The following is a 25,281-nucleotide window of genomic DNA, read 5'->3' on the forward strand; positions in this document are numbered from 1 at the left end:
TACATAACCTTTCACAAAAATTTGACTTGCTTAGAGTAAGACACACAGTTTGTAGGAGTAATGCCATCGACAATTAGGCTTTGCAAATACTCACGGAATTCATGCCTGAACGCATCGCCCCTCGCACTGCGTAAAATCCGACATCGCATACACTAGATGCTATCTCCAATCAATGCTCTGTGGTATTTCTTGATGTCATTCGACAAGATCTTTGAAAAGCTACTTGAACAACTGGTTAGCCTGGGACCAGCCGCAATCTTTTTTGTGATTGCAGTACATGAATGCTGGCTTTATATAGACCCCAATAGCCCTGATGGGGATTTGCGAAAAGCCTTTTTGTTTGCTTGTGCTGGAGCAGCCTGGGTGTTTGTGTTCAAGCTTTTGTCTGATCTGTGGAATGAGATTTGGCAATCGCGTCGAGCTTCGGTGGCTAATTCAATTGTCAACCGAGTTGAAGCACTGAATCGAGCGTTGCGATGGAAGCTATCGAGTTTTGAGCGGCAGTATTTGGACTGTCAGGCATACGATTGCTATGACTATCGGGTAGAAGGCTATCAACCCTTTGGCATCAAAATGGTGATGTTAGAAGAGGTATTTGTGCCGTTGGAGTTGGTGGGTAGCCAGGTAGAGGGACAGGCAACCCACATGATATTAAAACAGCGGCAACGCTTGAAACAAGGCTCTATAGAACCCTCTAATCAAGATGAAAACAACTGGAAGATTTGGGAGTTTTTGGCACAGACAAAGAAGTCACCAGCCTATCGACATATGGCAATTTTGGCAGCAGTTGGCTATGGCAAAACGACCCTGCTCAAGCACATTACTTTGAGCTATGCCAAACAGTTGCCCGTTGTGCGGCAATACAAAGCCCCAAAGCTGATCCCCATCTTGTTGTATTTGCGCGACTTACGTGAGGTTTTTGATCAAGCGAAATCCACATTTCCCAGCCTGCCTGATCTAATTCACACTCATCATCTAAAGCGATTGCCCGATCATGACCGCCTCAATGTTCCCGAAAACTGGGCAAAGAACCTACTGCAAGCAGGTCGGGCACTGGTGATGTTTGACGGGTTTGATGAAGTAGCTGAAAAACGTCGGGGTGATGTCAGCGAGTGGATCAGCCAGCAAATGCATCGTTATCCAAAGTCGGTGTTTATTCTCACATCGCGCCCACCCGGATATGAAAAGCATTACACTGCCGAAAGACCCGAAACGACGCTTTATGTTCGAGCATTTAACAACAAACAGCGGAGTGAGTTCCTGCATAAATGGTATGCCTGTCAGGAACGCTATGACCGGGGTGGACGAAACACTCCAGATGTGCAAGCTACGGCTGAACGCCAAGCTAACAACTTGTTACAACAGCTAAAGCAGCGTCCAAAGCTGTCTGAGATGGCAGACAATCCACTCCTGCTCAACATGATTGCCACTGTGCATCGGTTTCATCCTGGAGATGCATTGCCCAAATATCGGGCGGAACTCTATGCCAACATCTGTAAGCTGCAACTCGTGGATCGCCCCCAGGCAAAGGGCATCCCCATGTTATTAAACCTGGAGAATAGCTTGAAGCTGTTGCGAATCATCGCTCTCAAGCTGATGGAGTATCCCAGTGGACGGCTTCCTGACATTACAGGGGGGCGATTGGGTGACTGGATTAGACAACCCTTGGTGTCAATCAACTATGGTGTAAAGCCAGAGCAATGGATTGAGCAAATTGTGACAATCAGCGAATTGCTGGTCAAGAAGGAAGACCGAGGCAACGATCAGGACAGTATTTATGAATTTGCTCACCTCAGTTTTCAGGAGTATCTAGCGGCAGAACAGATCAAAATCTTGCAGCAAGAATTGATGATTTCAGAACGGTTTGAGGTGACAGAATGGCGCGAAACGATTTTGTTGTATGCGGCTCAAACCAACCCCACACCGCTGGTTCAGGAAGCCTGTCGGCGTAACACTCGTGAAGCTCTGCAACTAGGATACGACTGTGTGCGTGAATCGCCCAACCCTGTTGACCCAGAGGCATTTCAAGAGCTGCAAGCTCTGCGTTATCAGCCTCTCGAAACCTATCTGGCTCAAGGGCAATGGAAAGAAGCCGATCAAGAAACCTGGCACATGATGCTCCGCACGGTTGGTAAAAGTGAAGACCAAGTTTTGTGGATAGATGACCTTCACACGTTTCCCTGTGATGACTTACTTCGCATTGACCAACTCTGGGTGAACTATAGTCAGGGCAAATGGGGTTTCAGCGTGCAAAAGGCTATCTACTTGTCGTCAGAAGTTGGGGGAATCGCCAATGGACGATCTGAGCGGGAGGCATGGTATAAATTTTGCGATCGCGTGGGTTGGCGCAAGGGCGGCAACTGGGTGACTAACTATGACTATCTCAATTCTGACCTCGAAAAATCTCTTCTAGGAGAATTTCCATGTTGGTGGGGTTCTAGCGGTCATCAGGGTATGTCGGTGCTGCCGCCTTCTGCTGTGATACCACCTTCTTCTGCTCACTTCCCTTTTCTAGTGCACAGACTTGTAGACTGTAGCACGAGCCAGTCCTGAGCTTCCTCCAATAGCTAGATCCCCGGCTGCTTGAAGCAGCCGGGATGCTAGATGCCAAACGGTTTCACCCATTTTTGACCGATCGCCCAATTCAACACTTGCTGAGCGATCGCAAACAAGACAATATTTTGCAGCACCACGCTACTCCAATCGATGAGTTGATCCAGGGTAATAGTATCTACCTGTAAATCAATCTGGGCTAACCCGCGAATCACCCCAAAGGCAAGAACAGCACCTGCTTTGAGTTGAGGATTGTTATCTTGCCGAACAATGTATCGATAACTGACTCCAAACAACAATCCAGTGGCAAGGGCGATCGCTCCTTGAAGCAACGTCGATAGCTGGATCGATAAACCCCACGAGGCTTCTTGAAACAGGGGCAGAATGAGTGCCGAGGCAAAAGCCGCAAGACCTGTGGCGATCGCGCCAACAATTCCCGCTTTTAAGGATTCAATGCGTTCTGTGTTTGACTCCATTTTGTCCCAAGATTCATAGCGATCGCCCGCTCTTTGTATTACCAAACGCCGTAAAGAGGCTGGAATTGCAGACATCTACTCTTGTTGCATAACTCGTTGCGATCGACGTCGAAAGCTTCAGGTTGATTAAGATCTGCGACTTCTCAAAGAAGTCGCAGATCTGGGTGTAGTTAACGAGCATCCCCAACGATTTCGCGGAACCACTCGTCGTTCCAAATTTCCTCAAAGCTGGTGTCGGTCTTTGCCTCCTGGCGATATTTGGGATTCAGCCCGATCGCCTGTTGCAAGCTACCCAATGCCAGGTCAGACTTGCCCTGTAGGGCATAGGAAACCGCTTTGTTGTAGTGGGCACTGGCGTAATCGGGTTTGAGTTCGAGGGCACGATCGAAGCTGGCGATCGCTTCCCGGTCGCGTCCCAATTGCACCAGAGCCGCACCCTTCTTGTCGAGGGCTTTGAAAGAATCGGGGTTAATCCGCAACACCTGATCAAAGGCAGCTAAGGCATCCTCGAAGCGTTCTAAGGTTTCCAGTGCCATGCCCTTGTTGAGCCATGCGGTGGCATCATCGGGATCAACCTGAGTGGCGCGATCGAAGGCAGCTAGAGCTTCTTCGTGGCGTTGCAAGGTTCCCAGAGCCACCCCTCGATTGACCAGTGCCTCGTGATAGTCGGGCTTGAGTTCCAACGCTTTGTCAAAGGCGACGATCGCATCGTCAGTACGCTTCAGACGGTTCAGCGTGATGCCCCGATTCAGCCACACTTTATGGTCGGCAGGTTGCCGCTCAACAGCTTGATCAAAGGCGGTGAGGGCTTCTTTATAGCTCTTTAACTCGCGCAGAGAGATGCCGCGATGATAGGGAATATCAGTATGGTCGGGGTTGAGAGCCAGGGCGCGATCGAGGGCAATAATGGCTTGCTCGTGCTGTTGCAACTCTTGCAATGCCAATCCGCGACGATACCAGACGTCGGGGTTGTTGGGTTGCACCTTGACCACCTCTTCGTATTGGGCGATCGCCTCTTTGTAGCGTCCCTCTGCAAACAGCGCATCTCCCTGATTGATGTAGCTCTGCGCCGTCATAAACAACTTGGGATTGTTGGCGCGGATGGTGTCCAGTTGCTCCATCAGCAATCGCAGTTTTTCCTGCTCTTCGCTCATAAAGGATTCCGCGATGAACTGGGGTGACAGTTCTGCCAACTGCTTCAAGATCTGGTCTTTTTGAGTCTGGGCATCGGTTTGAATGTGATTCAGTTGCTCTGCCAGATCGATCGCCAGTTTGCCAAAGTTCTGAACAGCGTTTTCCTGTTGCTTTTGCACGCCCGATTCGAGTTCCGACAGCTTGGCGGTGAACTTGGCTTCCAGTTGTTCTACCTTTTGCCGCAACACATCCCGTTGATTGCGCGTGTCGTCCTTGAGTTCCGTAAGTTGGGCAATAACATCGGTTTCCAGCTTACCCAGTGCCTCCAGCAGCAATTCCTTGCGTCCATCTGCTGTGGAGCGCAACTCCGCCAGTTGGTTGCCAAACTCCGCCTCTAAGCGTTGCAGCGTTTGCAGCGTGGCATCCTTTTGTCCTTGCACCTCGCTTTGAATTCCGGCAAACTGCCCCATGAAGTCCGCTACTGTCTGTTGTAACTGCTGAATCGTGGCGTCTTTCTGCCCCTGTACATCGGCTTGAATGCCAGCAAACTGCCCAGTGAACTCGGCTGCCACCTGTTGGAGTTGCTGGATAGTATTGTCCTTCTGCCCGTATACGTCTGCCTGAATGCCAGCGAATTGGCTGGTGAAGTCAGAGGAAACCTTCTCTAAATAGCCCAGAGTGCCTTCTTTTTGGGACTGCACTTCCGCCTGCAAACCAGCGAATTGGGCAGTGAACTCGGTCGCGACTCGCCGCAGGTCTTGGAGAATGCTGTTCTTTTGCTGTTGGATATCGGCTTGCAACCCAGAAAACTGTCCGATAAACTCGGTTGCCGATCGCTGCAAGCTCTGGATCGTGCTGTCTTTTTGGAAGCGGGCATCCGACTGGAGGGTGTTGAGTTGGTTGGAGAAGTCGGCGATCGCCCGCTGAAAGTCTTGCAACGCCAAATCCCGATGTCCATACAGATCAGACTTGAGGCTGGATACCTCACCCACAAAGTCGGACTCTAGCTTCCGCAGATAGTCCAGAATCAGGTCTTTTTGCTGGATAATGCGGGTTTCGGCTCCCTGTCGCACCTCATTCAATTGGGGCACAATATCGGCTTCCAGCTTGGTGAAGTGCTCGAATACCTGATCACGCCGTTCGGTTGTGCCGGATTGGAGTTGCCACAGTTGCGCCACAAACTCATCTTTGCGAGAGCTAGCTACCACATGCAGATCGCGCAGTTGGGCGGCAAAGTCGTCTTTTTGAGTGACGGCTTGCGATCGCACCTCACCCAGATAGCGGTTAAATTCATCCCGATGGGTCGCGGCCGTCTTTTGAATCTCTGCCAGACTCGCTCCAAAGGTAGCCTCCGATTGCTCTAGATTGCCCAGGGTCAGGTCAGCCCGTTCCTGAGTTGCCTGCTGCAACGCCTCCAGTTGATCGGCAAACTCCGATTGGGAAATTCCCATTTTGTCTTTTGCCGCAGTCACCTGAGCCGTCAAATCCGCCAGGGTCTTTTCCTTGAGCTTGTTGAACTCGGTCAGCAGTTTGGCGATCGCCTCCCGCTTTTCCTTCACCTCGGCTTGAAACTCATCTGCCTCACCGCTTAGCTCATCGGCGATATCTTCGGCATCGCGCAGCACCTCGTTGACACTCTTGGTCGCTTGCTTGATCTGTGCTTCCAGGTCAGAGAGTTCGTTTAAGTGCGCTTTGACCGCATCGGCAACCTCTCGCACCACCGCTCGCCGCAGAATAATCAACGTGGCGATCGCCCCACCAATCAACAACGCCAGAGCCGCCAACAGCACATTGAAGAGAATAATGGTACGGTTAAAGGCTTGTCGAGCATCGGCTTGAAGTTGATCCAATTCAGCTCGATCGGCAGTGTTTGCCTGGGCGATCGTCCATTCTGAATGGCGTTGGATTGGCGATGGTTCCGCGTGGACGACCCCGACCGACAGCAACACAGCAGCCAGTGCAAGACCGTTCTGCAACAGGTGTGCTAACAATGCCGGGTTTTTACGTTTCATTGGGTCATCCTCATTCAGGGTAGACGTGCGGTTCAGGGCAGTTCCCCTAGTGGGGTAATCGCTCATCTTACTTAAGGTTAATCAAAGTTGAGCCTGGTTTGGAATCAACTTTGGGTGATTTCACTATTTGTAGTTAAAGAGGTCATTTGTCAATGGTCAATGGGGAGTAGGGAGTAGGGGAGTTTTGAGGGTTGAGTTAAGGGTCATTGGTCACTGATTGTCAGACACAAGTTTTGAGAGTTGAGTTTAACGCCTCAGCCGCCCCATTCATCCCTGACCCTTGGCATTAACGATCATGAATTAAATAAATCCGCAAACGGTACGGGCGGGTTTAGCAGACCAATCTGAACCATGCAATGGGCTTGACGGCAAAACCGCCCTACCAAATATTGACGATTAACCATTGACGATTAACCATTGACCCTTAACCATTGACCCTTAACCATTGCCCCTTAACCATCAACCCTTAACCATTGCCCCTTAACCATCAACCCTTAACGATTGGCGATTGACCATTGCCCCTTAACGATTGACGATTGACCATTGACCATTGACCCTCAACCCAGTCCTACTCCCCATTCCCCATTCCCTACTCCCTCTTTTTTATCCTTGATCGCTTATCCTTATCTCTTTCTTCCCTACTCCCGCTTATTGGCTTGATTGATTTTATCGATTATTGAGGGTTCTTCTTCAATATCTAACGAATTGCCAAACCAGAGAGACTGTTGCGGCACGCCGATCGCAATGCCTGCCCGATCAAACGCCAGTTTTAGCCGTCGCCGATATTCCCGCGCCACTTCCCATTGCTTCAGGGGTTGAGTCTTGATCCACAGCGAGATCGTCGTGCCCATGTAGTCGAGCTTGTCTATTCCCAGCACCAACGGCTTCTCCAGGATCAACTCCCGCCAGTAGGGGGCGTTGCTCATGTCCTGCGCCACCTGATCGACCACTGCCAACGCCTTATCGATATCAGCGGTATAGGCGACATCCACGCGCAATGCCACCCGCGACCATTCCTTTGATAGGTTTTGCACGATCGTAATGGCACTGTTGGGAATGGTGATTAATTGCCCCTCTTCGTTTCGGAGTTGGGTAATCCGCAGGTTCATGTTTTCCACTAACCCAGATACCGTACCAACAGTGATCACATCCCCAACGCCATACTGGTCTTCTAGCAAGATAAAGAAACCATTGATGATGTCTTTAATCAAGCTCTGGGAGGCAAAGGAGATGCCCAAACCGATGATCCCAGCCCCGGCAAGGAGTGGACCCACCTGTACCCCAACCAGCGATAGGATGGCGATCGCCCCACTGCCGACGAGAATAAACGCTACAACCCCCTTAATCACCCGTGAAAAGGTCGAAAACCGCAACGCGACCCGCTGAGAGGTTTCCGGGGCAAAACTGACGCTGTTTTGCAGCACCCCAAAGAAGCGATCGATCAACACCTCCATCAACCGCACTGCTAAGTAGGTGATAAAGGCGATCGCCAGCATTTTAGCGGGCACCTGCATCGCCACCAGCAGAGCCGTTTGCAGCCAGCGGGAGTAGGGGAACAACCCCAGAATCAGCAGTACCCCACCGCCCCAAATCAGCATTTGCAACAACTGCAACAATCGGCGTTGAATGTCATTTACGCCTTTGCGCTGCCGATTCTTGAGTTGCCGTTGCAACAGCGTTGTCATCGACACACCAGACGAAGTATCTCCGGCGATCGCCTCATCGGAGGCTTGCGACATCTGCTGAGACTCCACCTTTGCCTGAGCCGACAGCCATCGTCGTTCGCGTTGCAGCATTCGCTGCATTGCAGTGACCACAACACTAGCCAGCACCATCGCCACAAAAATACCAATCCCCCAGGGAACCTGCTGCCGCAAAAAGGCAGGCTGGCGTTCTTGCTTGGCTCGTAACAGTGCCCCTTCAATAATGTCGGTCAATTCCTCTGCCCACGTTTCCAGGTCTGTGGCATGAATTTGAGCATCCAGCGAGGTGACGGTCATAATTTGCTCAGTCACCGTCTCATCTCCCGCCCGGTAATTGGCGTAGATAATCGGCTGGCGACTGTCCGGATCAACCTCAAAGTAAACCTCCAGGGAGTCCACCTCAAAGTTGCTAGTAACAATCTGCTGAAGTTTGTCCTGAATTACCTTGACCCGCAACGTTAGCGGATCAACCGTTCCAGCCGCTGAAGGAGCATCAACAACCGGGGCAGCAATGGAGAAGAGCCGATAGCCATCCAACCGCACCACATCTCGTGCCACCGCATCCCCGCTATTCAGAAAACTCGCAAATGCCGGGATATTGAACCGGATGCTGGAACTGGGGGAAGGCTGCACCGAGGGTAAATTGGGAGCCTGCCCCCAACTCAGCGGAGCAGCCATTAAGACCAGCAGCACAGCACTAGTGGCTAAAATTGCGCCTTTGGTAAGCCATGTGCTGTTACGTTGACGCTTCGTTCGACGAATACCCATGCAATACCAACATTCATCACACCCATTATGGAGAATAGTTTGGGGTTGATGTCTTCCCCAGGCAGGACTCTTCTAAGAATGATCCCCACCTGTCAACCCCGCTCCTCCACCTCCATACGAACGCGATTAATCGCGTCCTGCCTTCCTCCACTCGCTTCTCTTGACAAACTCGCTTATGGGATCGCTCTTTAGAGGGGAAGGTTCACAAACCAGATTAGGATATAAAAGTTTGAATGCTCTCTAATCCCATCAGCAACTGCACCGTTTTATACGTTTGTCCACCCATCCCATGGATTTAGCCCCTGCCAAGCTCTCGTCAACTTCAGACATCCCCCTGGCAAATCCTACTGAGGGGAACGTATCTGTCGCCGTGACCCCAACCGGGGAAGAGCTTTGCATTGCCCCACCTGAAGAACAGCTTCGCCTTCCAGAGAGTCCTGAGTCCAACGTCTCACCCACCGTTTCAAAAGAGGCGATTCGTACCAGTTTGAGAGCCTCTACGTTGGATGGGGTCTTCGCGACGATCTTTTCTAACATCGCAGGTGGGGTATTACTCAGCAACTTTTTAGTCGAGTTGAATGCCAGTCCCGTTGAAGTGGGTATGTTGTCGTCGATCCCCATGGTGGCAAATCTGCTGCAACCCCTGGGAGCATACCTTGCCGATCGCAGCCACAGTCGCCACTGGTATTGCCTCTGGATTTATGGACCGTCGCGGTTGTTTTGGTTAGTGCTGATCCTGGCGATTTTGCTGTTTCCGCACCAATTCACCCCCGATCGACTGGTTAAGCTGACCCTGGCGATCGTGCTGGCGAGTCATTTTCTCGGTGCGCTGGGCAGTGCTTCCTGGTTGAGTTGGTTGGCGGCACTGGTTCCCAGACGATTACGAGGACGCTATTTCGGCATTCGCAATAGTGCAGCGAGTTTGACAAATCTAATTTCTGTCCCTATCTTTGGGGTCATTATCTCTAACTGGCGAGGTGACGCGATTCAGGGCTATGGAGCCGTTTTAGCGTTGGGTCTGTTTGCCGGAATCGTCAGTCTCGGCTTTCAGTATTTCATGGTGGACGTTGATCCCCAGGTTCAAAAAGCAACTGCCCTGAAGTCAGAATCCGTTCAGTCATCTGCTCCCACAACAGACACTCCACCTTCAGGCATGGCTTCATCGGACGTTCCTCCTGCCTGGTTTCAGGATTACAACTTTCTGCGATTCTTGTTGTACTTTGGCGGTTGGATGTTTGCCGTCAACCTGAGTGCGCCATTTTTCAACCTGTATCTGCTCGATAACCTCAACTTAGACGTCAGCCTGGTCACTCTCTACAACAGTTTGAGTGCTGGGGCTAACTTGTTGATGCTGATTGTCTGGGGGCGACTGGCAGACCGCTCCAGTAACCGTTCAATTCTCATCGTTGTGGGCATTGCAGTTGCGCTAACACCCGTGCTCTGGTTGGGTACGGGCACGGATTCACTCTCGATCTGGCTGTGGTTGCCATTACTGCACATCCTCGGTGGGGGGACATGGGCAGCGATCGACCTGTGTAGCAACAACATTCAGTTGGGAGTCGCCCCGGTTTATCACCAGGCGACTTATTTTGCGATCGCCGCTGCCATTGCCGGGGTGAGTGGTGCCCTGGGCACTACCGTTGGCGGTTATCTAGCCGAGTTTACTGACTACGGGGGTCTGTTGGGATTATTTGCCCTGTCGAGTGTTTTGAGGTTGATCGCGCTGCTGCCATTGATATTTGTTCATGAGCAACGTGGGCAAACCCTGCGCCAAATGACGCGCATCCTGTTCTCAGCCCAAACCGAGGAGTAATATAACGTGAATGGGGATCGGGGTTTTGGATGATATCAATTTGAATTGTGAAGGCGACAAATGCTTGTACGGGTTTGGCAGTGTCAACCCCCTCCCCAACGCTGATTTGCCCATAAAGCTCTTTAAATCGATATGAGTTGGGGTAAGAGTTCGCCGCTTTTTACAGCTCTGTCCGGCTCGGATATAACCCCTTTTGAATAATATTTGAGCGATCGCATAAATGTCGATCTATAGTTGTGTGATGTAACACACTATTTCAGTTTGTGTTGATAGGTTACGCTATCCGCTATCGTCTCTTGCCAGAGCTGCACTAGCTATAGCGCATCCGCTATTCTGTCCTGGGGTAGTTATGACCCACCTATGGTGCAAGGTATTGTCAGCAGTGACGAGGCGAGATTGGTTAAGTTTTTTTAGGAATCCATCATGCTTCCAACACATTCAAACCGGATTGCTCTTATTTCCGTTCACGGCGACCCCGCTGTTGAAACCGGACGCGAAGAAGCAGGCGGACAAAACGTTTACGTGCGTCAAGTCGGTGAAGCTCTGGCACAGCGAGGCTGGCAAGTCGATATGTTTACTCGTCGTAGCAGCGTTCAGCAGCCTAAAATTGTTGAACATTGCGACGGTTGTCGTACGATTCGTCTAACGGCTGGACCGGAAGACTTCATTGGACGTGATCACCTGTTTGATTACTTGCCCGAATTCGTTAATCAATTCCTCCTGTTCCAAAAGCAAGAGGGTATTCAATATCCTTTAATTCATACAAACTATTGGCTATCCTCCTGGGTGGGAATGCAATTGAAAAAGCATCAGCCGCTGATTCAAGTGCACACCTATCACTCCCTGGGAGCTATTAAATACCGAGCCATTTCAGACACCCCGGCGATCGCCAGCAAACGTCTCGGCATCGAGAAACAGTGTTTAGAAACGGTCGATCGCGTTGTCGCAACTAGCCCTCAAGAAGAGGAGCACATGCGTCAATTTGTCTCGACCAACGGCAGAATCGATATGATTCCCTGCGGCACTGACATTAAGCGGTTTGGCAGCGTTTTACGGGCGGAGGCACGGCAACAGTTAGGGCTTGACCCGGATGACAAAGTCGTGCTGTATGTCGGTCGCTTTGATAAGCGCAAAGGGATCGAAACCCTCGTCAGAGCTGTTGGACAGTCCAGCTTAAGAGGACAGGCAAACCTGAAGCTGATGATTGCGGGTGGCTATACTCCCGGTCAAAGCGATGGTATCGAGCGCGATCGCATTGTTGGCATCGTCAACGAACTGGGCTTGACCGACATCACCCACTATCCCGGACGGTTAGATGTAGAACTCCCCATCTATTACGCAGCGGCGGATGTCGTCGTCGTGCCGAGCCACTACGAACCGTTTGGGCTTGTCCCGATCGAGGCGATGGCGTGCCGTACCCCCGTTGTTGCCAGTAATGTGGGTGGGTTGCAGTTCACGATCGTCAACGAAGTCACCGGGTTACTCGTTCCACCCAAGGATGAGGCTGCTTTTGCGCAGGCGATCGATCGCATTCTTAGCGACCCAGCGTGGCGTGACCAACTGGGGCAAACAGCTCGCCATCGAGTTGAGATTGGCTTCAGTTGGGATAGCGTGGCTGGAGGCTTGGGCTATCTGTATAACAAATTGTTGGCACAACCTGTCTCCGTTGAGCCAACTCCGGTTAAGACAGTGGCAGAGGTCGCAGCGTAGACATCTGCGTCCAAATTCAAGGTAAATTCAAGGATGGGTAGAAGCGTTGCTCTGCCCATCCTATTTTACGTGAATTCGGGATAAGGATTTCGGCGGTTAAAACCGCCGCTATCGGAGCACAACCGACCCGCGTCGGTTCGGCAAATCCTGCTTTTTCCGGAGTCCGCGTCGGCGGACTTGGCTCCAGTAGCCGCGAATTCATTCGCCAGGCTCTTAAACCGAACTGACGTTATTTTGTATTGGTAGCAGCATCTACTGGATAAAGTACAGAGTGTGGGGATAACCCCCTCCCTGACTCTGACGCTGATCGTAGGGCTATAAAACCTCAGCGACACCTGCTGACTCCAGGTTCATCTAAACGAGGCGGTCATGTCTACAGCATCCCCCCAACCCAACCCACTCGTCGGTATCTGGAAACTTGTCTCCGTAACCGCGATCCACGCGAATGGAACCGTAACTCCAGACCTGTATGGAGCGAACCCGTTAGGCTATATTACCTACACGGCGGATGGTCATATGATGGTGATGTTTTCCAGATGCGATCGCCCACCTCTAAGTCGCGATATTCAATCTCCATTGAGCCAGGAGATGCAGGCTATCCCCATCGGAGAGTTAGCCCAGGCGTTTACCAGTTTCAGTGCCTACGCGGGAAGCTACACCGTGGAGGGAGATACCGTTCGACATCACCTCGACATTGCATCGATTCCCAATCGGGTAGGGACAACATTAGTGCGGACGTTTACGGTTGAAGGCGATCGCGTCACCTTGAGAACACCGGAGGTCATCAGTGACGGTGTTGTGACCGTTTTTGAGTTGATCTGGGAACGTAATCCATCATCTTCAGTGTCTTTAACTTGTTAGGAAAACGTTGCATATCCCTCAATCCCTCCTCTTAACCCTCTTTTGTCACTCTCTTCGTAAACAAATCTCATACAGACCTCGTTTCCAAACTCCTGCCTGGAAATAGAGTTACAGAGGTTCTGCCTCCTAAAGCAACGGTTGCAAGGAGAGCTTCCATGAGTACATTCCCAGTGCAGTTGCAGTTAACCTGCTGTGTGTCAATCCAATGCACCCTCGCCCTAAATCTCTCTCCCAAAATGGCTACGGTGTATACACAGATCCTCTCAACCCCCTAAATCTTCCAATTCTGGGGGACTTTGAGCTTTCCCAAACAGCTTGTCATTACTAAAAGTACCCGAACTGGGTACAGATGCGAAGCGCGCCTTTGGGTTAACTCAAACACCTTCTGCTAGGGGGTTTGGGGGAGGCAGTGGCGTCCCCCAATGGGGGTTTGGGGGAAGACTCCCTCAATGCCTGGTTTTCAAGCGATTGAAACAACCAAACCTCTGATTTACAGAGAAGCAGAGATCTGTATACACAGTAGCCCCATTTTGGGAGAGGGCTAGGGTGAGGGTTGTGTTTTCAAGGTTTTCAAAAAAGTCGCACATCGCATGATTTATAGCTTTGGTCAGAAAGCTTAAGGCAAAGGCAATGGCACAAACCCTGATGTTGGGGAGGCTTTCTGATTCGCCTCCGCCCCATTGAATGTGGCTACGGCTATACCTACAAACCTCTTTCAATCGGTATTAGAGCATTAACCGGGCGATCGCCTCCACTAACTCATCTGGCTCTATCGCACCCGACAAGATTCGCTGAATTCCGCTGGTCAATATCTCCTGCGAATCGCCTTCATTCGGGTCACTTGCCAGCGCAACCACAGGAATTGCCTCCCCAAACGCTTGAGTCCACAACCGCAATCGGTGCATCAGTTCATCGTCATTGTCACGCAGGGCTTCCAGGGTGCTCACCAACACATCCGGTTGCGATCGCGCTAATTCTTGCAGCACTGCCTCCGTTGAAGTGACAACGGTGACGGTTGCCCCGGCTTGTTGCAACGTTGCAGCAATTAACGCTTGTGTATCGTCGGCTGTGCCCACCAGCAAAACCTGCTTTGCTTGCAACATGGCTTCAGGTGTCGTGTGCTGTAGCGCATCAACGGGGGAGTCTGGCTCATCCGGATGCACTGGCAGTCGAACGGTAAAGACTGCCCCCTTTCCTATGCCTTCGCTGGCAACCTCAATGGTGCCCCCGTGCAACTCAACTAGATGACGGGCGATCGCCAACCCTAAACCCAACCCACCCACCGAGCGAGTGGATGTGCCATCGGCTTGTCGGAAATAGTCAAACACGTAGGGCAAGAAATCGGAACTGATGCCTTTTCCAGTATCGCGAACGGTAATTTGAGCATAGGTGGCAGTTGGGGAGTGGAGGTTGGAGGCAGTGGAGTTCTCATCCACACTCTCCGGTTCTATGGTTTCCAGGCGCACCTGGACTCGTCCTCGCTCCGGCGTAAATTTCACGGCATTAGACAGGAGATTCCACATCACTTGTTGGAGCCGTTCCTGGTTACCCAACACCGCCGGAACGGTGACATCTAACTGAGTCTCAATCGCAATCGATTTCGCTTGCGCTGACAACCACACCGTGGCGATCGCCCCTTCAATCACCTCCACAAGATGCACCGGACAGCAGTTCATGGTCAATTTGCCCTGCAAAATCCGGGAAACATCGAGTAAATCTTCTATCAATTGTGCTTGCTGGCGGGCGTTGCGATCGATCGTCTCCAATGCCTGATCGACCATTTCCGATGGCAGATGTCGAGTGCGTAGCAATTTAGTCCAACCCAAAATTGGGTTGAGTGGCGTTCGCAATTCGTGCGAGAGCACCATCAAAAACTCATCCTTGATCCGGTTTGCCGCTTCTGCTTCAGTGCGGGCGGCTCGTTCTAATTGCATCAGGCGATCGCGTTCCATTTCAGCCTGTCTGCGATCGCTTAAATCCAACACGAAGAAGACTCCACTCTCAATCGTGTCTTGAAACGTTGCCCCACCACACAACACAGGCACTCGCGACCCATCTCGACGAAAGAATTCCTTTTCAAAGGGAGGGCAAACCCCAGTCTCACGAATCTCTGCCAGCGCGCGTTCATCTAACTCGGCATACTCGGATGGGGTCAGAACTCTCCACCCTGGCTGCTCCGCAAGAAACTGTTCGCGGGTGTAGCCCAGCAGTCTCAACAGGGCATCATTGGCATCAGAGATGGCTCCTGCAATCGTCCAGAAGCCCATACCAATCATGTTGGACTCCATCACCCGTCGAAAGCGAATTTCGCTGTCCCGCAGCGATCGCTCCACTTGCTTGACTTCTGTAAAGTCGGAGGTGATGCATAAAATCGATTCCACCATGCCATTAGGGGCAAACTCCGGCACCAGGCGAGCAAAGTAATAACGGGTTCCATCGGGGGCAGGAAACTCAAATTCATAGGAGCAGGGCTGACCTGTTACGAAAACCTGTTGCATCCGTTCTTGCCACAGATTTCGCAGATAGATTGGCATATTCAGGTCAGCATTGGTTTTGCCAATAAACGCTTCTGGTGGCAACCCCGTTGCTCTGGTAATAGCCGCATTGATGTACACATGGCGAAAGTTGTGATCCATCCGGGCGATAATATCGGGAGAATTATCTGCCAGTGTCTTAAATCGCTGTTTGCGACGCGCCAACTCCTGCTCATAGCGTTTCAGGTCATCAATATCAGTGCTGGTGCCAACCCACTTCACTACTTGCCCGCGATCGCCCTTCACGGGGACACAGCGACCCAAAAACCAGCGATAGCTACCATCCGCCATGCGATAGCGAAACTCAGCTTCTCGCACATCACTATCGCGCATGGAGGTGGCTTCCTTTGCCTGGAGGTGTGGCAGGTCATCAGGATGAACCAGATGTTCCCATCCCTCCCGATCGACCTCCGTCAATGTTACACCGAGGGCTTGCTGCCATTGCTGATTGGCGTAGTCTACTTTGCCTTCAGCATTTTGTGTCCAGACCAGTTGGGGCATCGCCTCCGCCAGAGTCCGATAAAGGGCTTCACTGGCTTTAAGTGCCTCTTCTGCCTGTTTGCGTTCGCTAATATCACGAGTGGTGATGGCGATGCCATCTCCTAAGGGCACAACTTGATGATGGAGCCAGGAGGCTGCAACGCCGGGCATCGTGTGACTGGGAAACTCCTCCACTAAGGGAATTCCCATCTCAACAACCTGCTTATATTTCTCAAAAAAACCCTGACTTAGATTGATTGGCAGTAACTCACACAGGTTCTTTCCGACAACTTCAGCTTTTGTGCGGGAGATGAGTTTTGCTCCATGTTCGTTTAAATCGACAAACTGAAAATCAACAATCTCTCCAACTCTATTTCGCACACTTCTGAGAATATAAATCGCATCAAAGCTACTCTCTGCGGCAGCATGAAACCGAGCATCACTCTCACGTAAAGCAGCTTCAGTTTTCTCTAGATCAATTAAGTGTCTGCGATTACGGTGATGAACAAGACGTAAGTCAACCTCTAGACGACTAATCAAGAGTGTAGTGAGGCTAAAAATAATTAGTTCAGCGATCGCCGCACTGTGAATTGGCAAAAATGTGTAGAGCGGTGGCAGTAAAAAATATCGAGTGACTAAGACCGATAAAACGGTTGCAGCAAATCCTGCTCCGCGCCCACCATACCAGGTGCTAAAGGTGACAGCCAGGAAAAATAACGGTAATACGGTAGGAGCTAACAGCGATTGCAATAGCAGCGTTAGCACAAGTGCCAGGGCAACCGATCCGACAGCTACCCCGTAACGTAGTAGTCGAACGGGTCTGAGCATGTAACCGTTTATAAATTTTCTTATTAAAGTTAAATTTAATCGGAATCACCCATTAATCTAGAGTGGACACGTCAGTTTCTACACCTCTCTCTAGACCGAAATATTAATTATCTTTATTGGCTGTAAAAAAATGACTTTGGTATTTGTTAAGCAGGACGTGTAGCGTTAATTGGACATCTGTCGAAAATGTGCAAAGTAGTCTTGCACTGATTCAATTTCAATTATTTCTTCTGTACATATTATTAATTTCTTTAGCCACTTTGTAGATTACTGCTCTTTGTAGTGAATACTACAAATACTCGTGTCATCTACGTTGCGCTACTTATGTCTTCCCATCAAGCTTGTTTAGAACAGGTTTTGGAACAGATCACTTATTTCTCTCAGCAGATTCAACTCGCTTCTGATCTTGACGCCGTATTAGATGTCACAGTCACAGGAGCTAGAGAGCTTTTGAAGAGCGATCGCATCCTGATCTACCGCTTGTTACCCGATGGAGACGGAGTAGTAACTGCTGAGTCCATCAGCCATCCATCATTCTCCTTGCGAGGGCAATTAATCTACGACCCCTGTTTTCAGACGACATGGAATCAACGCTATCAACAGGGAGAGATTACCGCGATCGCCGATCGAGAAACAGCCCATCTTGCCCCCTGCTATTACGAGCTACTTCTGCGGCTTCAGGTACACGCCAATCTGGTTGTGCCGATTTTGCTGCAATCAGGCGATCGCCAACACCCTCCCATGCTCTGGGGGTTGCTCATCGCCCATCAATGCCAAGCCCCGCGCTACTGGCAACCCCTTGATCTTCAGATCTTGCGCCATCTCGCCATGCAACTGGGGTGCAAGCTAAAAACGCTGACAACTAATCGCCCTGAGCAAGACTTGCAGCGATCGCTACAAGCATTGCACCACAGTCGGGTCATGATTTCGCTCTACACGATGGATGGGGTGCCATTATTGCAAAACCTGGCGGCTTTGCGCTGTTTTGGGGATAGCTCACAAGCCCAACCCCAACAGAGCCATTCCTTTTTGAGCCGTTTTGTTGACCCCACCGTAGGTCAGCAGGTAATGCACGAACTTGAACGAAGAGAGCGGTTCGACATCAAAACAGAAGTCTTAACACGGGCAGGGGTGCGCTGGCACAGGGTAGATGGGCAGTGTGTCAAAGACCCCATTACGGGCGCATCTCTCATCTTGATCAACGAAGACGACATTACTGACCAACAGGTGGCACTGAGCGATCGCCTGCAAGCTGAGGCACAACTGGAGGCACAACAAGCATTTCTGCATCAAATTATCGATACGGTTCCCAGTTCCATCTTTGTTAAAGACTGGGAGGGGCGGTGTCTGGTGGTAAACCAGGCAAGTGCCAGCATTCACGGCAGTACTATCGAAGCCATGCTGGGTAAACGAGAAGTGGACTTTAACCCCAACTTCAAGGGGGAACAGCTAGAGCAGTTTTTAGCCGCTAATCGAGTCACGATGGCAAACCGTCAGACTCAACAGCAAATTCAGCAGATTACGACAGCGAGCGGCGAGGTGCGCTGGTATCAAACCGTAGTGCGTCCCTGGATTGACTCCAGTGGCTATGTTCAAGGGGTAATTGGCAACTCCGTTGACATCACCGAACTGAAACAGATCGAAGCGGCACTCCAACAAAAATCGGAGCGACTCGCAACCATCATCACGGTGCAACAAGACATCGCCCTTAAACATCCCAATCTGGATGCAGTCATGGCGTTGATTGTGGAACACGCGCAGAAGTTAACCCACGCTAACGGCTCTGTAATCGAATTTGTCGAAGCAGACAAGTTAATTTGTCGGGCAGCCAGTGGCACAGCATCCTCCTATCTGGGCTTTCGGTTCGAGGCTGCTAACAGCCTATCGGGACACTGTATCGCAACAGGCAAAGCTCTATTGTGCGACGATGTGGAAACAGATCCACGGGTTAATTTAGCGGCTTGCCGTCAAATGCAGGTGCGATCGATGGTCGCGCTTCCCCTGGTGGCTTCGGGGGGGTGTGTTGGTGTGCTCAAGGTCTTTTCTCAAACCCCTGCGGCGTTCACAAATCAGGATATTCAAACGCTGCAATTGATGGCGGGGTTTCTCACCGCTTCGATTCAACTGGCGACTGAGTTTGAGTCCAAAAATGCCCTCCTCAATGCCCTCCAGGAAAGTGAAGATCGATACCGCTCGGTTGTTACGGTCATGTCAGAGGGGGTCGTGCTTCAACAAGCCGATGGGCTAATCACCGCCTGCAACAGCAGTGCAGAAAAAATCTTAGGGCTGACTCAAGCCCAAATGATGGGACGCAATTCCATTGACTCGCGCTGGCAAACCATTGATGAGGATGGCTCTCCCCTTCCCGGTGACATGCATCCCGCTATGGTGACCCTGCGAACCGGAGAACCCCAATCTAATGTTGTTATGGGGGTTCATAAACCCGATGGCAATCTTACCTGGATTTCTGTCAACTCTCAACCACTGATCCATTCCGGTGAGTCTCGTCCTTACGCTGTGGTGACGTCTTTTGTGGATATCACAGCGCAAAAGCAAGCTGAAGTCAACCTGCGCCACCAGGCAGAGCGAGAGCAGATGATTTCAGCGATCGCCCAACACATTCGTGAATCCCTCGATCTCAACGCCATTCTCAATACCACCGTCACAGAGGTACGTCACTTTCTACAGTGCGATCGCGTCATCATCTACCGCTTTAACCCTGACTGGAGCGGAGTTGTTGTGACGGAATCCGTTGCTCCTGCCTGGAGTTCTATTCTCAATCTGGAAATTTGTGATACGTACTTCGTTGAAAATCATACAAAGGCATATGCCATCGGAGCCATTCAAGCCAGGGATGACATTTACAGTTCAGGGCTGAGTCAGTGCCACATCGAGTTGTTAGAAACACTCCAGGTGAGAGCCAAACTGGTTGTTCCCATCTGGCAGGGCGATACGCTGTGGGGGTTGTTGATAGCTCATCAGTGTAGTGCTCCTCGTCACTGGCAACCACTAGAACGGGAATTACTCCTACAGTTGGCAACTCAGTTGGCGATCGCCATCCAACAATCTGAGCTATATCGCCAGGTGCAGCATTTAAACACCCATTTAGAACTGCAAGTGCAGGAACGAACCCTGCAACTGCGACAGGCATTAGCTTTTGAGGCTCTATTGAAGCGTATTACTGACAAGGTGCGTGACAGCCTGGACGAGCAAGCAATTTTGCGGTCTGCCGTGCAGGAATTGGGACAGGGATTAAACACGATCTGCTGTGACACAGGCATCTATAGTGCCGATCAAACCCTATCTACAATCGTCTACGAATTCAGCAACATCTCATCCTCAGCGCAGGGCAAAACCTTTGCGATCGCCAACGCCTCTCACAGCGAAGTCTATCAATATTTGCTGCAAGGACAGGTCTGCCAGTTCTGCGATATGGCTCCGAATCCGCTCCGATCCGAACAGCAAAAGCTATCGGTGCTGGCTTGTCCGCTGATGGATGATCAGGGTGTGTTGGGCGACCTCTGGCTGTTTAAGGCGTCCGAGTCAGGCTTTGACGACCAGGAGGTGCGATTGGTGCAACAGGTCGCAAACCAATGTGCGATCGCCCTGCGTCAGTCGCGGCTCTATCGCGCTGCTCAAAATCAAATTGAGGAGTTAGCCCGCTTAAACCAACTCAAAGACGACTTTCTGAGCACGGTGTCTCATGAACTCCGAACACCCATGTCCAGCATGAAAATGGCGATTCAAATGCTGGAAATTTGTCTGCGTCCCTTCGATGTTTTTGAGTCAGATACCAACCCTATCAATCGCTATTTCCAGATTTTGCAGACGGAATGTCAGCGAGAAATTACCCTGATCAACGATCTGCTTGATCTGACTCGTATTGACTCCGGTTCAGACCCGTTAAACCTATCGCCAATCCATCTCCAGTTTTGGGTTATGCATGTGTCAGAACCCTTCTTCCAACGCACCTATCATCAGGAACAACGCCTGGAGATGCTCATTCCTGACGACTTGCCTCCATTTACCACCGATCTGCTCTACCTGGAACGAGCCCTCACCGAACTGCTCCACAACGCTTTTAAGTACACTCCACCGGGCGAAACGATCACTGTCTCCGCCCGTCTAGCCGAAGACCAATCCACAACAAACCGTTTGACAGCCGACAACACCAATCACTTTCTCTTCATTGAGGTCAGCAACTCCGGGGTCGAAATCCCCGAAATCGAGCGCGATCGCATTTTTGATAAGTTCTATCGCATTCCTAACAACGACCCCTGGAAGCATGGTGGCACCGGGTTGGGGCTATCCCTGGTGAAGAAGCTCGTGCAGCGACTGGGCGGCACGATTTGGGTCGAGAGTGGCGACAACCTCACCCGCTTCATCATGCAGTTCCCGCTCGAACCATCCCTGTAATCTGTAGCCTGTGCTGGGTTTGATCCTCCCTAGCCCTCCTTAGAAAGGCTAGCGTGTACACAGAAGTTTCCTCAGCCCCCTAAATCCCCCAATTCTGGGGGACTTTCTTAGCCTGTGCTGGGTTTGATCCTCCCTAGCCGTCCTTAAAAAGGCTACCGTGTACACAGAAGTTCCCTTAGCCCCCTAAATCCCCCAATTCTGGGGGACTTTGAGCGGTATGAGGCGGATCGGAAGTCCCCCAATTTTGGGGGGTTGGGGGGCAAATGCAGGGTTTTGAGGTTGATACAGGAGATGTATGTACACCGAGGGAACCGGAGTTCAAGTCCCCCTTCTTAAGGGGATTTAAGGGGATTGTGCAGACTGACGCACGACTCTCTGCAACTCGTTCACGAGTATCCAGGACTCTCGCACGAGTATTAAACACTCTCGCACGAGTATCAAACACTCTCGCATGAATATCCAGAACTCTCGCACGAGTATTAAACACTCTCGCATGAGTATCAAACACTCTCTCACGAGTATCCAGGACTCTCACACGAGTATCCAACACTCATCCAAGAACGATCGCCTCTCATCCATGAGTCATCGATCCTCTCGCTTGAGCATCTGAGTCAGATTCCCGGAGTCTTGAGAATTCCAGGGATCGGATACCAACTCCCCAAAGCAGAACCACAGATAGGGTAGGGGTGGTTCGTGAACCACCCTGACAAACGATCCAAACCCTTGCACTTACTAAAACCTTTGCCAAAATAGAAATGCCCCCAACACGTCTCGCCCATGACCCCCGACGACTTACTCGCCCTGATCGATCGCGCCGCTGACGAAGGGTGGACAGAACTTGACCTCTCAGGCAACGGGTTGACGGAATTGCCAGGGGCGATCGCCAAGTTGACCCAACTAGAAAAGCTGATCTTGGGGAAGGTAGAAAAATGGGAATGGGTAGATAATAAACCCGTCCCAACATTGGTGACGAATGAACTCAAAGCATTGCCGGATGAACTGGCAGCATTAGAAAAGTTGCGATCGTTGGACATCAGTGGCAATCCGTTAGAGGTTGTCCCAGAGGTGGTGCTAAAGCTTCAACAGTTAACGTCTCTAAGGTTAGTTAGCACGAGCTTGTCAGACATTAGCGCGATCGAAGCCTTGACCAATCTGACGCAGCTTTACCTCGATAACAACCAAATCAGCGACCTCAAGCCGATCGAAGCCTTGACCAATCTGACGCTGCTTTACCTCTCTAACAACCAAATCAGCGACCTCAAGCCGATCGAAGCCTTGACCAATCTGACGCTGCTTTACCTCTATAACAACCAAATCAGCGACCTCAAGCCGATCGAAGCCTTGACCAATCTGACGCAGCTTTCCCTCTATAACAACCAAATCAGCGACCTCAAGCCGATCGAAGCCTTGACCAATCTGACGCTGCTTTACCTCTCTAACAACCAAATCAGCGACCTCAAGCCGATCGAAGCCTTGACCAATCTGACGCTGCTTGATCTTGAGAATAATCGGATTACTGAAATTCCGGTAGCAATTGCCCAACTCAACCAGTTAGATAAACTCGATCTACGGGGTAATCCGATCAGCATTCCCCCTGATATTCTTGCGCCCAAACCTGGTGAGACCCGTCCTGATGCTCGCCCCATTCTCGACTACTATTTCCGCACCCAAGACCCCAACCAGACCACTCATCTCTACGAAGCCAAAATCTTGATTGTGGGCGAAGGCGGGTCAGGAAAAACCAGTCTTGCTCGCAAACTGCTTGACCCCGATTACAAGCTGCCCTCTGAAACAGAAGATACCTCCACCCAAGGAATTGATATTCTCCGTTGGGAGTTCACAGGGCGCAACCAGCAACACTATCAAGTCAACCTGTGGGATTTTGGCGGACAGGAGATCTATCACCAAACCCACCAGTTCTTTCTCACCGAACGCTCTCTCTATTTGCTCGTAGCCGATAGCCGCAAAGAAGATACAGATCACTACTTTTGGCTAAACATTATCCGCCTACTCAGCAACGACAGTCCGGTGCTCTTGATCCAGAACGAAAAACAAAATCGCACCTGCAACTTAAACCTGCGTGAACTCCGGGCTGAATTTGAGAGCCTCAGACCACCGCTAAGCACCAACCTGGCTGACAATCGTGGACTCTCCGAAGTACAAACCGCCATTCAACATAACCTGGAAGACCTGCTTCCCAACGGTATTCCCTTTCCCAACTCCTGGCTCAATGTTCGCTATGCCCTTGAAAACGATGGGCGCAACTATATTGATTTCGCCGACTATAGAGATATCTGCCACTATCACGGCATTACCCGCCACGAGGAAATGTGTGACTTGAGCCATTTCCTCCATAGCCTTGGCATCTGTCTACATTTCCAAAAAGACCCGGTTCTACGCCATCGTCTTATTCTCAAGCCCAATTGGGGCACAACAGCGGTCTATAAAATTCTCGACAATCCCAAGGTCAAACAACAACTGGGACAGTTTTGCAACGACGATCTAAACAACATCTGGCAATCTCATCAGTATGCCGATATGCGCTATGAGCTACTGCAATTGATGAAGGAGTTCAAAGTCTGCTACGAGATTCCACGACGGCAAGGCAACTACATTGCCCCCCATCTGCTCTCACCTACTCCACCTGACTACATCTGGGATAACAGCCAAAATCTGATTTTGCGCTATCGCTATCAAGGCTTTATGCCCAAAGGCATTCTCACTCGCTTTATTGTTGAAATGCACGAGTTGATTGAAAACGTTTCCGATCCAGACCAGGCTCTAGTCTGGAGACACGGCGTTGTGCTCAATCAGGGACGTGCTCGTGCTGAAGTAATTGAACGCTCCCACGATCGCGAAATTCGTATCCGATTAAGCGGCAACAACCAGCGAGACTTGCTCGTGACGCTCAACTACGAATTTGAGAAAATTCACAAGAGCTTTGATGAGAGGTTAAACTATGACACGCTCATTCCCTGCAACTGCGCCACCTGCAAACTGAGATCTGAACCTTACACCTACACCCTTGATCGACTGAAGCAATTTATTGATCAACGTCGTCCGACGATCCAATGCTATGAAAGCTCTGAAGATGTCAATGTTCGCCGTCTATTGGATGACTCCATTGAACCGACTGTGGATCACCGACTGCGGGAGATGGGCGATCTCGAATTAGACAAGATGTCTCGATTTTTAGGAACGCAGGAGCTAGCTGAGCGATTCAATATCAACATCTATAACACCCAACATCAAGGAGATCACAAACCCATGACCGAGATTACCAATAACAACCAGGGCGCAAACATCGCCAACCTCGTCAACGAAGCTAAAGACAACGCTCAAGTCACCGCCTCCAACTTCACCCAGACCAGTGGTGTCTCCACCACCGACCTGCTGCAAATCATCAACACTCTGCGTCAAACCGTTGCCCAGTTGCCTCAAGAGACTCAAGCAGAGATCATTGTCGATCTGGAGGATGTCGAAGACGAGATCAAAAAACCAGAGAATCAACGCAATCCGACCCGCCTGAAAAAGCGTTTAACTGCCCTGCTTGCCGCAGCTTCCGTCGCCGCCACCTCCGTTGCCGCAATGAATGAGTTCACTGGCAACGTCATCGATCTGGGTGACAAGTTAGGCATTGAGCTTCAACTTCCCGCTGCCCCTTAATGTGTTCCCACGATCTAGCCGCTCATCTTTGTGTAGTTCACATCCAATAAAAATCTTGGTGGTTGAAACCGCTGCTACACAAACAAAACCGTTCTGCGTCGGTTCAACAAACCCTTATCTCCGGTAGTCCGCGACGGCGGACTTCGTCTCGATAGCCGCGAATTTATTCGCCAGGTGTTTGATCCCCCCTTGCCCCCCTTAAAAAGGAGGGAACCGGATCGGAAGTCCCCCAATTTTGGGGGGTTGGGGGGTTGGGGGGCAAATGCAGGATTTTGGGGTTGATACAGGAGATGTGTGTACACGGTAGATTTGATATAACTCAACCAA

At 50.8% G+C, this 25,281-nt stretch carries 11 protein-coding genes; 6 read left to right on the forward strand and 5 right to left on the reverse strand.

What is annotated here, in order from left to right:
- Nucleotides 1-156 precede the first annotated feature (156 nt).
- Entirely contained in the window at nucleotides 157-2,553 is a 2,397-nt protein-coding gene (locus H6G89_RS01610) for a GUN4 domain-containing protein (protein ID WP_190503499.1), read from the forward strand.
- A 47-nt stretch (nucleotides 2,554-2,600) separates the two neighbouring features.
- On the opposite strand, the gene H6G89_RS01615 is transcribed toward H6G89_RS01610, so the two are convergent.
- The 3 genes from H6G89_RS01615 to H6G89_RS01625 all read right to left on the reverse strand — a co-directional run bounded on the left by H6G89_RS01615 (nucleotide 2,601) and on the right by H6G89_RS01625 (nucleotide 8,646).
- On the reverse strand, nucleotides 2,601-3,104 hold the full coding sequence (locus H6G89_RS01615; RefSeq protein ID WP_242059774.1) for a hypothetical protein: 504 nt from the start codon (nucleotides 3,102-3,104) through the stop codon (nucleotides 2,601-2,603).
- A gap of 95 nt (nucleotides 3,105-3,199) precedes the next feature.
- Entirely contained in the window at nucleotides 3,200-6,175 is a 2,976-nt protein-coding gene (locus tag H6G89_RS01620) for a tetratricopeptide repeat protein (protein WP_190503502.1), read from the reverse strand.
- A gap of 638 nt (nucleotides 6,176-6,813) precedes the next feature.
- Nucleotides 6,814-8,646: a mechanosensitive ion channel family protein gene (locus H6G89_RS01625; protein WP_190503504.1), complete on the reverse strand. Its 1,833-nt coding sequence runs from the start codon at nucleotides 8,644-8,646 to the stop codon at nucleotides 6,814-6,816.
- Nucleotides 8,647-8,935: 289 nt separating this feature from the next.
- On the opposite strand from H6G89_RS01625, the gene H6G89_RS01630 reads away from it, so the two are divergent.
- Nucleotides 8,936-10,459 carry an MFS transporter gene (locus H6G89_RS01630; RefSeq protein ID WP_190503506.1) on the forward strand — a complete coding sequence of 508 codons (1,524 nt, stop codon included), beginning with the start codon at nucleotides 8,936-8,938 and terminating at the stop codon, nucleotides 10,457-10,459.
- A gap of 423 nt (nucleotides 10,460-10,882) precedes the next feature.
- Nucleotides 10,883-12,169 (forward strand): glycosyltransferase family 4 protein, encoded by a 1,287-nt coding sequence (locus tag H6G89_RS01635; protein WP_190503508.1) that lies wholly within the window; start codon nucleotides 10,883-10,885, stop codon nucleotides 12,167-12,169.
- A 16-nt stretch (nucleotides 12,170-12,185) separates the two neighbouring features.
- Here H6G89_RS01635 and H6G89_RS01640 read toward each other — a convergent pair whose 3' ends face one another.
- Entirely contained in the window at nucleotides 12,186-12,371 is a 186-nt protein-coding gene (locus H6G89_RS01640; RefSeq protein ID WP_190503510.1) for a hypothetical protein, read from the reverse strand.
- Between the two features lie 167 nt (nucleotides 12,372-12,538).
- Between H6G89_RS01640 and H6G89_RS01645 the strand changes: the two genes are divergently transcribed.
- The gene (locus H6G89_RS01645) at nucleotides 12,539-13,030 is read left to right on the forward strand and encodes a lipocalin-like domain-containing protein (protein ID WP_190503512.1); all 492 of its coding nucleotides are present in this window, start codon (nucleotides 12,539-12,541) and stop codon (nucleotides 13,028-13,030) included.
- 725 nt (nucleotides 13,031-13,755) lie between these two features.
- Here the strand turns inward: H6G89_RS01645 and H6G89_RS01650 are convergent.
- A complete protein-coding gene (locus H6G89_RS01650) occupies nucleotides 13,756-16,872 on the reverse strand; it encodes a PAS domain S-box protein (RefSeq protein ID WP_190503514.1) in 3,117 nt (1,038 codons plus the stop codon).
- Between the two features lie 324 nt (nucleotides 16,873-17,196).
- Here H6G89_RS01650 and H6G89_RS01655 point away from each other — a divergent pair, with 324 nt between their 5' ends.
- Both H6G89_RS01655 and H6G89_RS01660 read left to right on the forward strand, forming a co-directional pair.
- Nucleotides 17,197-21,288 carry a GAF domain-containing protein gene (locus H6G89_RS01655; RefSeq protein ID WP_190503516.1) on the forward strand — a complete coding sequence of 1,364 codons (4,092 nt, stop codon included), beginning with the start codon at nucleotides 17,197-17,199 and terminating at the stop codon, nucleotides 21,286-21,288.
- 777 nt (nucleotides 21,289-22,065) lie between these two features.
- Complete coding sequence (locus tag H6G89_RS01660) at nucleotides 22,066-24,954, forward strand: COR domain-containing protein (RefSeq protein WP_190503518.1); 2,889 nt, start codon at nucleotides 22,066-22,068, stop codon at nucleotides 24,952-24,954.
- The last annotated feature ends 327 nt before the right edge of the window (nucleotides 24,955-25,281 follow it).

This window comes from Oscillatoria sp. FACHB-1407, from assembly GCF_014697545.1.
Taxonomy (GTDB): domain Bacteria; phylum Cyanobacteriota; class Cyanobacteriia; order Elainellales; family Elainellaceae; genus FACHB-1407.